This window comes from Streptomyces sp. NPDC034043, from assembly GCF_055575675.1.
Genome location: NZ_JBVISF010000006.1, coordinates 352,331 through 365,747 on the forward strand (window position 1 = coordinate 352,331; position 13,417 = coordinate 365,747).

Genomic DNA, 13,417 nt, shown 5'->3' on the forward strand with positions numbered 1-13,417 from the left:
CTGCGCGGTCTGCCCGGCCAACCTAGCATTGGTCTATACCTTTCGGTACGGGAGTTCAGGCGGTCCCGCCACCTTGGCCGAATCCCACGCCTCGGCCCGTCCCCGCTCACGCACCCCGCAGGGGGTTGGGCAGCGCCAGGTAGCGCGCGTCGGCGCCGTCCGCCCGGGTCCAGCGCAGCAGCAGGTTCGTCTTGGCCGGAAGCGAGGGGGCCGTCAGGAGCCCGGCGATCTCCGGCAGGCCGTACGCGGTGTCGTAGCGCACCAGCTCCGCGCGGACCGCGGGCCACACCGCGTCGGCCACCCCGGGGTGCCGCTCGGCCAGTGCTCCGCCCACCTCCGCGAGGTGGTTGACGACCAGGCAGTACACGAGCCGCTGCCAGGCGGCCTCGCGCGGCATGTCCTGAGGGAGTTTCACTCCCTCCGCGTCGCGGAAGAGGGCCTGCACCGGCACGCCCCGGCCGTCCACCGCGACCAGGCAGTTCTGGAGGTGGGCCTCCAGCACGATCCCGTGCCGGGCGAACAGGTCCAGGACGGGGGGCACGACATGGCGCAGGTACGCCCGCCACCAGCCGGCCGGGTCGGGCGCGTCGTCGAGCGGGCTCCCGGGGAATCCCTCGGCGAGCGCGGCGGCCAGCAGCGGTACCGCCCCGGCCGTCACGCCCGCGCGCAGCCCGTCGCGGACGAGGACGGCCAGCTCCTCGAAGGCGAAGGCGGCCGTGCGGTACCCGCGGTCGCTCAGCCACACCGCGGCCGATCCCGTCCGGCGGCGCAGAGCGGCGAACCCCTCCTCGACGGCGGAGTCGGTGCGGCGCAGCTTCAGCAGGTCGTGGCGCCACAGCCGGCGCACGTCGTTGGTGATGCGGACGTCGAGGCTGAACTTGGCGAACAGGTCGGCCGCCGGATCCGGGGCGTAGACGGTCCGCACGGAGGCGGTGGGCCAGACCGGCAGCCGGGTCGGGCCGAGCCGCAGCAGGCGGCCGTCGGCGAAGGCCTCCTCCAGCTCCCGGCGGCCCGCGAGCAGCTCCAGCTGCCAGGGGTGCGCGGGCAGCGCCCGGTAACCGGCGGGCGGGCGGGGGCCGTCGAGGATCCCGGCCAGCGCGTCGACCGCACCGGCGGCGGCCGGGCCGCCCTCCTCGGCCACCTGGTCCTCGCGCAGCCCCAGCATCACCAGCGGGAAGCGGGCGTGCGCCTCGGGGGCGTACGGCAGCCAGCTCGCGGCGGGCGCGCCGCCCCTGGCCTTGGGGGCGGGGTGGTGCGGATGGCCCGTCACCAGGGCCTGTTCGGACAGGACGTACGGGTCCCCGGGCGCCTCGGCGGCCGCCCGGGCGGCCAGCAGCGCCGCCACGGCCCCGCGGCTGTCGCCGATCTCGCCGGGGAGTTCGTCGTTGGGGACGCCGGTGTACCGGAGCAGTTCGTCGGAGGTGAGCTTGACCAGTTCCGCGTGGCTGAGCGGATGCCAGCCGTCCGCCGTGCGCAGCTCGGGGCCGGTCGGGCGGCGTCCGCCGCCGACGCGCAGCAGCCGGCCGCTGCCCCGCAGCCGGTGGACCCGCCCGCCCTCGGCTTCGCCCACCTCCCGGAGCAGGCAGTTCAGCAGCGGTGCGGCGCTGTAGGCGTCGGCGGCGGTGTTGAGGTCCACTGGTTCCATTCGGTCCGTCTCCGGTGTGCCGGGGGTTCGCGGGAGGGACCACCGGCGGTGATCTTCAGTATCCGCGATGATGACGTGATCATCGATGGACGGACTCGAAAGGACCGGACCCCTGGACCGCAGTAGGCACGTTCCCCCGCCCCACTCCGGGCACTCCCCCGCCACCGCGGCCGAGGAGGCCGTCGCGGTCGCACTGGCCGGCCTACGGCCCGGACTGGCAGGCGCGTACGAGGCCTCGCTGGCCGGTGCGCGCGCCGCCGTGCTGACCCGGCTGTGGCGGGCACTGGCGTTCGAGCCGCTGCCGTGGGTGGTGGGCCGGGAGCACGGAGCGGACTCGCTCACGCTGCTGCTGGCCGGCGGCCGGCGGCTGGAGGGGCCGCCCGCCGACCCCTACGCGACGGACTCCCGGGTCGGCGAGGTGCGGCTGGACGGGCGGCCCTGCCGGCAGGCGGCCCGGCTGGTCCGGTCGCTGCGGGTGCCGCACGGCGCCGCCTTCGCCGCCGAACTGGACGACAGCACCGCCTCCCTGGCCCTGTCCCGGGCCGGGCGGCCGGACGGGGCGGAAGCCGGGCCGCGGGCCGGGTGGGAATGGGAGCAGCGGGTGGTGGACGGGCACCCCTACCACCCCAACTGCCGGTCCCGGCCGGGTTTCACGGTGGCCGAGCAGCTGGCGTACGCGCCGGAGCACCGGCCGCTGGTGGAGCTCGGGCTGGTCCCCGTGCGGGCGGCGGAGTGCCTGGTGGCCGGGGAGTGGCCGGAGCACCTGCGCGACGGGGACCGGATCCTGGTGCCGGTGCACCCCTGGCAGGCCGAGCACGTCCTGAAGGGCGAGACGGTCCTTCCCGGGCCCGCGGCACATCCGCTGATGGCGCTGCGGACGCTCGCCCCGGCGGCGGGCGGCCCCCATGTGAAGACGGCACTGAGCACGCGGCTGACCTCCTCCGTCCGCGACATCTCCGCGTACTCGGTGGAGACGGCCGCCGTGCTCTCGGCCTTCGCCCACGCGCTGACCGAGCGGCTCGACGGCCGCCTGCACATCACCCGGACGCTGGGCGCGGCCACCGCCTACAGCCCGGATCTGGCCGCGGTGCTCCGCGAGCCCCCGGAGGCGTACGCGCGGCCCGGCGAGCGGGTCGTCCCGGTGGCGGCGCTGGCGGACACGGAGCTGGGGCGGTCACCCGCCTGGCGGGCGGCGTTCGCCCGGCTCGCGCTGTCGGTGTGCCTGCGGGTGCTGGACCTCGGGGTGGCGCTGGAGGCCCACGGGCAGAACCTGCTGGTGGTGCTGGCGCCCGACGGGAGCCCGCTGCGGCTGGTCTACCGCGACCTGGCCGACATCCGGATCAGCCCGGCCCGTCTCGCCCGGCACGGCCTGCCGGTGCCGGCCCTTTCGGGGCGGCTCGTGACGGACGACGAGACGGTGCTGCGGCGCAAGCTCTTCGGCTCCCTGGTGGCCGGGGCGCTCGCCTCGACGGCGGGCTCGGCCGGGGCGTTCGCGGAGTGCCTCGCGGCCGGGCTCGACGGCCTGGCGCCCACCGCCGACTCGGCGGCGCTGCGGAGCGGGCCGCTGCCGGTGAAGGCGCTCACGCTGATGCGGCTGAGTCCGGGGGTGCCGGGCGACCAGTGGGCAGAGCTGCCCCTGCCGTCGGCCGGGGGCCGAGGGAGGCGGCCGGAGGCGGCTGGGGGCTGACGGAGGCCGGCCGGAGGAGGGGGTGAGCGGGGCGGCCGGGCGGGCTACTGTTCAGGGGCATGACACAGACCTCGCGCCTCAGTGCCGTCCGGGCGTCGTACGACGCCGTCGCGGTCGACCACGCCCGGCTGCTGGGCGACGCCCTGGACGCCCGGCCCCTGGACCGGGCCCTGCTCAACGCCTTCGCCGAGTGCGTGCGCGGCGGGGCCGTCGCCGACCTGGGCTGCGGTACGGGCCGCGTCACGGCGTACCTGGACGGCCTCGGCGTACGGGCCTTCGGCGTCGACCTCTCCCCCGCGATGGTGGCGGTGGCCCGGCGCAGCTATCCGGGCCTGCGCTTCGACGTGGGCCGGATGGCCGGGCTGGACATGGCCGACGGGGTGCTGGGCGGGGTCCTGGCCTGGTACTCCACCGTGCACACTCCGCCGGACGAACTGCCCGCCCTCTTTGCGGAGTTCGCCCGGGTACTGGCGCCCGGGGGCCACGCGCTCGTCGCGTTCGAGGCCGGGGACGAGCGGCGCCGGCTGGAGCACGCCTACGGGCATCCGGTCGACCTCGAGGTGTACGGGACCCCGCCGGATCTGGTCGCCTCGCTGCTGGCCGGGGCGGGGCTGGCGGAAGTCGCCCGGATGGTACGGGAACCGGACGCCGGGGAGCACGGCCCGCAGGGGTTCCTGCTGGCCCGCCGGGAGCCGGACGCCTGAGGCGGACACCGGGGCCGTGGCGCCGGGGGCCGCGCGCCGGGCCGGCGTGGCGCGGGCCGGGCACGACCGGGCGGAGGCGGCCGCATCGGCGACGCGACGCCCGGCGGGGGGGGCCGCCGGGCACGACCGCGCGGCGCGCGGGCCGGAAGCCCGGCCCGCGCGCCGCGCGAGGGGGGCCGGGCGGGCATCGCGGAGGTGCAGCACCGCTACGTCCGCCCGGGCCCTCGGGGAGGGGTCAGCTCTGCCAGCCGGTCCAGGTGCCGCTGGTCAGGCGGTGGCGGTACCAGCGGTCGCCGTCCATGCCCACGACGGAGATCGTGGGGGTCCAGGTGTTGTTGCCCTCGATCCGGACGCCGCTGCGGGCCTTGCCGCTCAGCGACTGCCAGCTGGACCAATCGCCGTTCGTGTAGTTGTAGCGGGTCCACACCGCGAAGTCGGAGCCGACGATGAAGACCTGGCGCTGACCGTTCGGGAAGGTCTGCCAGGCCTCCCCGTACTCGCAGATGTAGTCGCCGCCGAGGCCGGGCACGTGACAGTACGCGGCCGCCGCGGACGGGGCCCGGTCCTGCGCCGGGGCGGCCGAGGCCACACCGGTCAGGGCCACGCCGGCCAGGGCGAGGGTGGAGGCCGCCAGGGCCGAGGCGCGGACGATGGATAAAGCCATGAAGTGACTCCCTGTTCCCGCTGGTCTTCTGAGGTTGCCGGCCGGTCCGCCCGGGGACCCGTCCCCCACGGGGCCGGGAGGGCGGGACCGTCGTGCGGACCGCCCGGCGGACAAGAGACTTCCAGCGGCCGCCAACGCACTCCTAACGCCCGGCTAACGGGGTTTCGCCGATCCTTGCGCCACGAGGCCCTTCCGGGTGCCCGCCGGCGCGTCGCCGCAGGTGCGCGCGGTGCGGGGCGGCATTGGCGGGCCGGAGCGATTGGCCGGGATCCCCCTCATGGACCGAAATGCGGAGACATATGCTCGGGTGGGGGAAAACGGATGGAAGGGGCATGCATGGAGTTCCGCGTGCTGGGGACGGTCACCTTGGTTGCGGAGTGCGGAAGGCCCGTGCAGCTGGGCCCCGCCAAGCGGCGGAGCCTGCTGGCGATGCTCCTGCTGCGGCCCAACGCGGCCGTCGGGGTGGACCGGCTGACGCGGGCGCTGTGGGACGAGGACCCTCCCCGGCACTCCCGAACGGTACTGCAGGGTCACGTCTCCCGGTTGCGCGCCCTGTTCGCCGAGCACGGGGCACCGGCCCACGGTGTGGAACTCCTCACCCAGGGACCGGCGTACGCACTGCGGCTGCCCGAATCCCTGGTGGACGCCCACCGCTTCGAGCGACTGCACCGGCTCGCCCGGGAACAGCGCGAACCGGCCCGGGCGGTACGGCTGCTGCGGGAGGCTCTCGCGCTGTGGGAGGGGCCCGCGCTGGGCGGGACCGTGGGCGGGCCGCTGCTGGAGGCCGCCGCGCACGGGCTGGACGAGATGCGGCTGACGGCCGTGGAGGAGCTGGCCGGGGCGCATGCGCTCCTCGGTGAGCACTCGGCCGCGGCGGCCATGCTGCGGGCGGAGGCCGTACTGCACCCGCTGCGGGAACCGCTGGTCGCGGCGCTGATGCTGGCGCTGGGCCGGTCCGGCCGGCAGTCGGACGCCCTGGACTGGTACCACCGCACGCGGGAGCTGCTCGCCGACCAGCTCGGTGTCGATCCCGGAGCGGTGCTCTCCGACGCGTACACCGCTCTGCTCCGGGCCGACGCACCCGCGCGGGCCGTCCCCGCACCCGTACCGGCTGCCGCCGTGCCCACGGCCGCCGTCCGACTGCCCGCCACCCCCTCCCCGGCCGCCTGGGGGCCGGACGGGGAACCCGCCGGGCCGGGCTCGGGATCGGCCGCACCGGACGGCGGACCGGCCGAGCCGGACGGGGGATCGGCCGCACCGGGCGCGGGATCCGCCGAGCCGGCCCCGCCCGCCCGCACGCCCGCGGTACCCCAGCTCCTCCCGCGCCGCCCCGGCGGCTTCACGGGCCGTACCGCCGAACTGGCGGCGCTCGACCGGGCCACGGCCGCCCACCCCGACGCCGTCGTCATGCTCACCGGCAGCGCCGGCGTCGGGAAGACCGCGCTCGCCCTGCACTGGGCGCACCGGCGGCGCGCGGACTTCCCCGACGGCCGGCTCTTCGCCGACCTCCACGGCTACAGCCCCGTCCCGGCCCGGGACACCACCTCCGTGCTGCGCGAGTTCCTGCTCGCGCTCGGCGTCCCGGCCGAGCGGATGCCGGACACCGCGCAGGCCCTCGGCGCCCGCTACCGGGAGCTGACCTGCGGGCGCCGGATGCTGGTCGTGCTCGACAACGCCCGTGACTCCGCACAGGTGCGGCCCCTGCTGCCCGGCGGCGACGGCTGCGTCACCCTGGTCACCAGCCGCAGCCGGCTCGGGGAACTGGTGGTCTCCGACGCCGCCCGCCCCGTACCGGTGCGCGAACTGCCCGCCGCGCAGTCCACGGAGCTGCTCGCCGCCGTCCTGGGCCCGGACCTGGTCGCGGCCGAGCCGGAGGCCGCGGCGCGCCTGGCCGGGCTGTGCGACGGCCTGCCGCTTGCCCTGCGCGTGGCCGCCGCCCGGCTCGCCACCCGCCCGCACCGGGGACTCGCCGCCTTCGCCGGTGAACTCGCCGACGAGCACAGCCGGCTGGACCTGCTGAACGTGGGGAACACCGGCGTCGCCGCCGCTCTGGGCCTCACGGTGCAGCACCTGCCGGAGCCCGCCCGGCGGATGTTCCACCACCTCGGACCGCATACCGGCGCCACGCTCGACCTCCGCACGGCCGCCGCGCTCGCCGGCTGCCTGCCCAGCCAGGCAGCCGCCGCCCTGGACCAGCTGGCGGCCGCCCAGCTGGTCGTGGAGGCGGGCCCGCAGTCGTACGTACTGCACGACCTGGTGCGGCTCTACGCCCGCAGCCTGTCGCCGGGTTACGACCCGGAGGCGCTGCTGCGGCTGCTCGACCACTGGCTGCGCACCCTCCTCGCGGCCTGCGCCGCCGCCGAGCCGGGCAGCGAGCCCTGCTGCGCCCTGCCCGCGGGGGTCCGGCGGGCCGCACCGGTGCGGCCGTTCGCCGGCCGCGCGGACGCCCTGGCCTGGTTCGCCGCCGAACGGGACGCGCTGCGCGGCGCGGTGGAGTCGGCCGTCGCCGCCGGGCTGCACGACCGCGCCTGGCGGCTGGTGCTGCTCCAGTGGCCGCTGATCGTGTGGCAGGTCCGCGACGGCTGGGTGTCCCTGCTGGAACGGGCGCTGGTCTGCGCCGAGGCCGACGGCGACCCCGGTGCCCAGTCGCGGACCCGGGCGCTGCTGGGCTGGGTGCTGTCCGAGGAAGGGCGGCCGCAGGAGGCCCTCGCGCAGCTCGAACGGGCGCCCGGCCTGGCCGCCCTGGCGGGTGACACGGCCGGGGAGGCCATCGCCCGGATCAACCTCGCCGTCGCGCTCACCCGGACGGGCGAACGCGCCCGGCCCGGGGAGCTGCTGTCCTCGGCCCTCCGCCTGGCGGAACGGGCGGGCCGCACCGACACGGTCGCCCTGGCCCACCAGCACCTGACGGAGCACCTGCTGACCGTGGGCGCGCCCGAGGCGGCCGCCGATCACGCGGTCCGCGGCCTGGCCCTGGCCGCCCCGCCCGCGGCGGCGCCCCGGCGGGTGGTGCTGCGCACCCTGTACGGCGAGGCGCTCGCCGCGACGGGCCGCAGGGTCGAGGCGGTACGCCAGCTCGGCGACGCGGCCCGGGAGGCGCGGGCCCACGCGTACGAGGAGGGCGAGAGCGCGGCCCGCGCCGCGCTGGAGGCCCTGGCGGAACGCTGAGCCGGGGCGCGGCGGCCGGGCCCCCGCCGTCCCGCGCGGCCCTGGTCCGTTCGGGCGGGAAGCGGCGGCGGGCGGGCCCGCCTGCTCGGCGATCGGGCCCGGCGGTGGCAGGAAGGGGGGATGAGCCTTCCACGCCGCCGGGCCCTCGCGGCCGCGGCCGCCGCCGTCCTCGCCGCCACCGGGGCGAGCGCGCGGGCGGACGGGATGGGGGACGGCGGGGCGCGGCGGGGCCCGCGTGCGGCGGCCGGGGCGGGCCCCGGCTTCGGGGCGCTGGGCCGCGCGATGGACGGGCGGCTGGTGCTTCCGGGGGACGCCGACTACGCCGAGGCCCGGCAGCTGTTCCAGCCCCGCTACGACGCCGTGGCGCCCGGCGCCGTGGCCTACCCCGCGCACGCCGGGGACGTGGCCGTGTGCCTGGACTTCGCGCGCCGCTCCGCCGCGGCGGTGGTGCCGCGCGGCGGCGGCCACGGCTACGCGGGGTGGTCCACGGTCGCCGGGGGGCTGGTGGTGGACACCGGGGCGATGGCCGCCGTGACGGTCGAGGGGGACGTGGTGCGGGTCGGTGCCGGGGCCCGGCTCGCCGAGGTGCACGCGGCCCTCGCCGCGCGCGGCCTCGGCGTCCCCGCCGGGCTGTGCCCCTCCGTCGGCATCGCCGGGCTCACCCTCGGCGGCGGGCTGGGGCTGGGTTCGCGGGCGTACGGGACCACCTCCGACCGGCTCTCGGGGGCCCGCGTGGTGACCCCGGACGGGGTGGTGCGCGAGGTCGGCGCCGACCGGGACCCCGATCTGTACTGGGCGCTGCGCGGGGGCGGGGGCGGGAACTTCGGCGTGGTCACCGAGTTCCGGCTGCGCACCCATCCGGTGGGTGACGCCGCGTTCGCCGAACTGCACTGGCCTGCCGGGGACTCCGCGGCGGTGGTACGGGGCTGGCAGCGCTGGCTGGGCGCGCTGCCGGACCCGTTCTGGAGCCAGGTGGAGTTCACCGTGGGGGCGGGCCGGGACGCCGTGCCCGCCGTCAGGGTGGTGTGCCTCGACGGGCGGGCGGAGCTTGAGCGGGAGCTGACCCGGCTGACCGGCCTGGTGGGCCCGGAGCCGCGGGACAGCTGGATCCGCGTACGCGGCTACGGGGACACCGTGCGGGCCATGGCGGGCTGCGCGGACCTCGCTGCCGCGGGGTGCAGGCTGCGGGGCCGGCTGCCCGGCCGGGATCCGCGGGGGCGCCTGGGCCGGGACTCGTACGCGGCCCGTTCCGACTTCTGGGGCGGTGCGGGGCTCCCGGAGGGCGCGCTGGCGGCGGTGCTGGACGCGGTCCGGCGCTACGGGCGGCAGGCTCCGGGGGGCGGCTTCGGAGTGGTCCAGTTCGACGGGGTGTGCGGCGGGGCCGTGAACCGGGTGCCCGCCGTCGGCACCGCCTTCGTCCACCGGGACAGCGCCTTCCTCGCCCAGTACCTCGCGTACTGGCCGGAGTCCGCGACGGCGGCCGAGGTCTCACGGCACCAGGGCTGGCTCGACGGGCTGTGGCGGGACCTGCGCCCCTGGGCGGGCGGGCGCGCCTACCAGAACTACGCCGATCCGAAACTCGCCGACTGGCGCGAGGCCTACTACGGGTCCAACCTCCCCCGCCTGGAGGAGGTCAGGCGCGCCTACGACCCGGGCAGGCTGTTCCGTTTCCCCCAGGCTGTCTAGGGCAGTCACGACAGGAACGAGCGAGACATGCGACGTTTGTTGACGGTGGTGACGGCCGCGGCCGCCGCGGCCGCCGCCCTGATCCTGCCGGGCGGGGTCCTGCCCGTGGCACGGACGGAGCGGGCGGAGGCGGCTTCCGAGCACTGGTCGGCGCGGGAGGCCGCGGCCTTCTGGACGGAGGACCGGATGGCCGCCGCCCTGCCCGTGCCCGAACCGGACCCCGCCGCCGGTACGGTCCCGCATGCCGTCGCACCCGCCCGGCCCGCGGCCGGTTCGGCGGCACCGGCCCCGTCCCCGGCGGCACCGGCGGACCCCGCCCAGCCGGACGGACCGGTCTCCCCCGAAGCCGGGGCCGATGCCGGAGCCGGCGTCGATGCCGGAGCCGGTGATCCCGCCGCCACGGCCCCCTCCGCCGCCGGCCCCGGCACCACCGGCCCGGGGGGCGACACACCCGCGCCCCCGCCGGCTCCGGAGCCGGCGACCGGGCCCGCCTCACCGGCGCCCGTGTCCGACCCGGAGCCGGCACGGTCCGCCGCGTCCGCGAAGCCCGCCGCGGCGGTCCTGCCGGCCACCCCCGGTGTCGGGCAGGACTTCAACGGCATCCCGGTGGTGGGCCGGATGTTCGTCATGCAGGGCGGCGGCGCCTACTTCTGCACCGCCAGCGTGGTCTCCTCCCCCGGCCGCGACATGGTGCTCAGCGCGGCGCACTGCCTGCTCGGCACCGACACCCGCCAGGTGGCCTTCGTCCCGCAGTACACGCGCGCCAACCCGCGCCCGTACGGGCTCTTCCCGGTGCTGCGCGACGCGGCCGGGCGCTCGAAGGTGTGGATCGCCCCCCGCTACCGCACCGAGGGGCCCGACCGGGCGGCCACCCTGGACGTGGCCTTCGCCCAGGTCGGGCCCGGCGCCGACGGCCTCCCGGTGGAGGACGTCGTGGGCGGGAACCGGCTCGTCACCGGCGCCGCCTTCAACCACTCCAAGGTCACGCTGGTCGGCCATCCGGCGCCGGCCGCGCGCCCGCGCGTCTGCGTGAACCGTACGACCAGGTTCACCAGCCGCGACCCGAAGAGCCCCGGATCGTTCCTGAGGATCGACTGCACCGGCTATCCGGGCGGGACCAGCGGCGGCCCCTTCCTCGCGCACTACGACACGCGGACCCAGACGGGCGACGTCATCGGCGTGATCGGCGGCTGGAAGACGGGCGGGCCCACCGCGGACACCTCGTACAGCTCCTACTTCGGCGCGGAGATCAGGAAGCTGTACCGGACGGCGGTTGCCGGGGCACGGGCGCGGTGAGCACCCGCACCCAGCGGGTACGGCGCGGGTTGCCGACGGTCCGGGGCGTCGCCGGGACCCCCTCGGCGGTCAGCGGGTCGGCCGGGGCGAGCGCGAGCTGGCGGCGCAGGTCGGCCAGGGCCGCGTGCACCGGCGCGAGGATCACCTCGGCGCGCGGGTGGATGGACGCGAGGGCGTGCGCGGTGGTCTCGATGGTCTCGGCGGCGTCCTCGGCGGCGGTCCGGCTCCAGCCGCCGGGCCCCGCACCGGTGGCGGGCGCGACGGCGTCGTAGAGGTGGCAGGCGGCATCGGCCGCGGCGTCGGCCCGTTCACCGACGCCCGGCGCCGCGATGGTCGGCAGCAGCTCCATGCCCGCTCAACGAGCGGGACCCGCCGGGGGAACGAGACGGCGCCGTCGGATCCCGGGACGCCTGTCTCGTGCCCCGGCGGGGGGTGCGGGCGCATAGGCTGGTCGGATCATGAGCCTTCGAGTGCGCAGGCCGGCCCGCGCGGACGGGGACGGCGCCGACAGCGGGACGACCGGCGGAACGGCCGAATCCCGCAAGCCCCGCACGTCCCGCACGTCCCGCAAGACGCAAGCGCCGCGTACGCCCGGCGCCTTCTCCCAGCTCGCCGTGGCGCTGCGTACGCCCGCCCGGCCGGGCGAGCCGCTGTGCGCGCGGGCGCCCCGGCGGTGGCAGCGGATGCTGCCCTTCGCCGTGGCGGGCGTCTTCGTGGCGTCGCTGCTGCCGTCGACCATCTCGGTGCTGACCGACGACTACGGCATGGGCGGCGGCTGGGCCGGGGCCCTCGGCGTGGCCCAGACGGTACCGCTGCTCCTGGCGCTGTCGCGCCCGCTGGCGGCCTGGGGCCTGATGCTGCTCGCGGACGTCGTCGGGGCGGCGCTGCTGATCGGAACCGACCGGATGGCCGGGCACGCCTGGCCGTGGACGCCGATGGTGGTGGTCGGGTACCTGGCGCTGATGGTCTGCCTGGGGCTGCGCGAGCCGGTGCGGACCCTGGTGGGGGTGTGGCTGGCGACGGGCGCGGCGGGGGTGGTGCTCGGCTTCTTCCAGCCGGCGGGGGTGACGACCACCGTCGCGCTGCTGTTCGTGCTGAGCGGGACCGTGCTGGCGCTGTCGGGCGCGCTGCGCGGGCTGGGTGACGCGCGGCAGCGGATCGCCGAGCAGGAGAGCATCAGCGAGGCGGAGCGGGCGCGGCGCACCCTGCTGGAGGAACGCGCCCGGATCGCCCGGGAGTTGCACGACGTGGTGGCCCACCACATGTCGGTGATCACCGTGCAGGCGGATTCCGCCCCCTACCGGCTGCCCGGCATGGCGGAGCCGGTGCGGGAGGAGTTCGCGGCCATCGCCTCCAGTGCGCGCGAGTCGCTGGGCGAGATGCGGCGGCTGCTGACGGTGCTGCGGGGCGACGGCACCAACGGCTCCGGCGGTGAGGGCGGCGGCCTGGCACCGCAGCCGGGAATCGCAAGGATCCAGCAGCTGGTGGAGGCGACCGTACGGGCCGGGCAGCCCGTGGAGTTCTCCCTGGCGACGGGGCTGGCCGCGACGGCCGTACCCCCGGCGGTGGACCTGTCGGCGTACCGCATCGTGCAGGAGGCCCTCGCCAACGTGGTGCGCCATGCCCCGGGCGCGCGGACACGGGTGTCCGTGACGTGTAACACCGAGGAGGACGAGGTGCTCGTCCTGGTGGTCAACGGTCCGGCCCGGGACACGGCGGCGGAGGTGGAGGTCTCCGGAACGGGCACGGGGCACGGCCTGGTGGGGATGCGCGAGCGCGTACGGTTGACCGGCGGGACGCTGGACGCGGGCCCGCTGCCCGAGGGCGGTTTCCGGGTCGCCGCCCGGCTCCCTCTCGACTCCAGGACCGAGGAACCCAGTTGACCATCCGCGTGATCATCGTCGACGACCAGGCCATGGTGCGGGCGGGATTCGCCGCGCTGCTGTCGGCACAGCCCGACATCGACGTGGTGGGCGAGGCCCCCGACGGCCGCCAGGGGGTGCGGGTCTCGCGCACGGTCCACCCCGACGTGGTGCTGATGGACGTACGGATGCCCGAGCTGGACGGGCTGTCGGCGGCCCGCGAGCTGCTGGACCCGCCGCGGGGGGTGACGCACCGGCCGAAGGTGCTGATGCTGACCACCTTCGACATCGACGACTACGTGTACGAGGCGCTGCGCGCGGGCGCGTCGGGCTTCCTGCTGAAGGACGCCCCGCCGGCCGACCTGATCGCGGCGGTCCGGGTGGTCGCCTCCGGCGAGGCCCTGCTGGCGCCGTCGGTGACGCGCAGGCTGATCGCGGACTTCGTCCGGCAGCGGCCGGCCCCGCGCAAGGACCCGGCGCTGCGGCTGAACGGCCTGACCCCGCGCGAGACGGAGGTGCTGGAGCTGATCGCGCGGGGGCTGTCGAACCAGGAGATCGCCGCCCACCTGGTCCTGGCGGAGCAGACGGTGAAGACGCACATCGGCCGGGTCCTGGGCAAGCTGGACCTCCGCGACCGGGCGCAGGCGGTGGTCTTCGCCTACGAGGCGGGTCTGGTCCGCCCGGGCGACTCGGCCTCGTGACCGG

General features: G+C 77.2%; 10 protein-coding genes. 7 read left to right on the forward strand and 3 right to left on the reverse strand.

Going from position 1 to position 13,417, the window contains the following annotated elements; genetic code table 11:
* Positions 1-106 precede the first annotated feature (106 nt).
* Complete coding sequence (locus ACZ51S_RS17950) at positions 107-1,645, reverse strand: IucA/IucC family protein (protein WP_468476602.1); 1,539 nt, start codon at positions 1,643-1,645, stop codon at positions 107-109.
* A gap of 85 nt (positions 1,646-1,730) precedes the next feature.
* Here ACZ51S_RS17950 and ACZ51S_RS17955 point away from each other — a divergent pair, with 85 nt between their 5' ends.
* Together ACZ51S_RS17955 and ACZ51S_RS17960 are read left to right on the forward strand one after the other, a co-directional pair.
* A complete protein-coding gene (locus ACZ51S_RS17955) occupies positions 1,731-3,332 on the forward strand; it encodes an IucA/IucC family protein (RefSeq protein WP_468961385.1) in 1,602 nt (533 codons plus the stop codon).
* A 59-nt stretch (positions 3,333-3,391) separates the two neighbouring features.
* Positions 3,392-4,036, forward strand: coding sequence for a class I SAM-dependent methyltransferase (locus tag ACZ51S_RS17960; RefSeq protein WP_468476600.1), 645 nt, complete (start codon positions 3,392-3,394; stop codon positions 4,034-4,036).
* A gap of 235 nt (positions 4,037-4,271) precedes the next feature.
* On the opposite strand, the gene ACZ51S_RS17965 is transcribed toward ACZ51S_RS17960, so the two are convergent.
* Positions 4,272-4,700 (reverse strand): DUF8189 domain-containing protein, encoded by a 429-nt coding sequence (locus ACZ51S_RS17965; RefSeq protein WP_468476599.1) that lies wholly within the window; start codon positions 4,698-4,700, stop codon positions 4,272-4,274.
* 336 nt (positions 4,701-5,036) lie between these two features.
* On the opposite strand from ACZ51S_RS17965, the gene ACZ51S_RS17970 reads away from it, so the two are divergent.
* From ACZ51S_RS17970 to ACZ51S_RS17980, 3 genes are all read left to right on the forward strand, one after another.
* The gene (locus ACZ51S_RS17970) at positions 5,037-7,868 is read left to right on the forward strand and encodes an AfsR/SARP family transcriptional regulator (protein WP_468476598.1); all 2,832 of its coding nucleotides are present in this window, start codon (positions 5,037-5,039) and stop codon (positions 7,866-7,868) included.
* Positions 7,869-7,988: 120 nt separating this feature from the next.
* Positions 7,989-9,554 carry an FAD-binding oxidoreductase gene (locus ACZ51S_RS17975; RefSeq protein WP_468803067.1) on the forward strand — a complete coding sequence of 522 codons (1,566 nt, stop codon included), beginning with the start codon at positions 7,989-7,991 and terminating at the stop codon, positions 9,552-9,554.
* 27 nt (positions 9,555-9,581) lie between these two features.
* A complete protein-coding gene (locus ACZ51S_RS17980) occupies positions 9,582-10,850 on the forward strand; it encodes a hypothetical protein (RefSeq protein ID WP_468803068.1) in 1,269 nt (422 codons plus the stop codon).
* On the opposite strand, the gene ACZ51S_RS17985 is transcribed toward ACZ51S_RS17980, so the two are convergent.
* Positions 10,804-11,199, reverse strand: coding sequence for a hypothetical protein (locus ACZ51S_RS17985; protein ID WP_468476595.1), 396 nt, complete (start codon positions 11,197-11,199; stop codon positions 10,804-10,806). The two genes, ACZ51S_RS17980 and ACZ51S_RS17985, sit on opposite strands and share 47 nt — an antisense overlap.
* A gap of 109 nt (positions 11,200-11,308) precedes the next feature.
* On the opposite strand from ACZ51S_RS17985, the gene ACZ51S_RS17990 reads away from it, so the two are divergent.
* Positions 11,309-12,733 (forward strand): sensor histidine kinase, encoded by a 1,425-nt coding sequence (locus tag ACZ51S_RS17990; RefSeq protein ID WP_468887451.1) that lies wholly within the window; start codon positions 11,309-11,311, stop codon positions 12,731-12,733.
* A complete protein-coding gene (locus ACZ51S_RS17995) occupies positions 12,730-13,413 on the forward strand; it encodes a response regulator (protein WP_468476593.1) in 684 nt (227 codons plus the stop codon). Before ACZ51S_RS17990 ends, ACZ51S_RS17995 begins: the two co-directional genes overlap by 4 nt.
* Positions 13,414-13,417 lie beyond the last annotated feature (4 nt).

Coding starts and splice junctions, on each gene's coding strand:
- ACZ51S_RS17950 (WP_468476602.1), bottom strand. CDS start 1,645: ATGGAACCAGTGGACCTCAACACCGCCGCCGACGCCTACAGCGCCGCA.
- ACZ51S_RS17955 (WP_468961385.1), top strand. CDS start 1,731: ATGGACGGACTCGAAAGGACCGGACCCCTGGACCGCAGTAGGCACGTT.
- ACZ51S_RS17960 (WP_468476600.1), top strand. CDS start 3,392: ATGACACAGACCTCGCGCCTCAGTGCCGTCCGGGCGTCGTACGACGCC.
- ACZ51S_RS17965 (WP_468476599.1), bottom strand. CDS start 4,700: ATGGCTTTATCCATCGTCCGCGCCTCGGCCCTGGCGGCCTCCACCCTC.
- ACZ51S_RS17970 (WP_468476598.1), top strand. CDS start 5,037: ATGGAGTTCCGCGTGCTGGGGACGGTCACCTTGGTTGCGGAGTGCGGA.
- ACZ51S_RS17975 (WP_468803067.1), top strand. CDS start 7,989: ATGAGCCTTCCACGCCGCCGGGCCCTCGCGGCCGCGGCCGCCGCCGTC.
- ACZ51S_RS17980 (WP_468803068.1), top strand. CDS start 9,582: ATGCGACGTTTGTTGACGGTGGTGACGGCCGCGGCCGCCGCGGCCGCC.
- ACZ51S_RS17985 (WP_468476595.1), bottom strand. CDS start 11,199: ATGGAGCTGCTGCCGACCATCGCGGCGCCGGGCGTCGGTGAACGGGCC.
- ACZ51S_RS17990 (WP_468887451.1), top strand. CDS start 11,309: ATGAGCCTTCGAGTGCGCAGGCCGGCCCGCGCGGACGGGGACGGCGCC.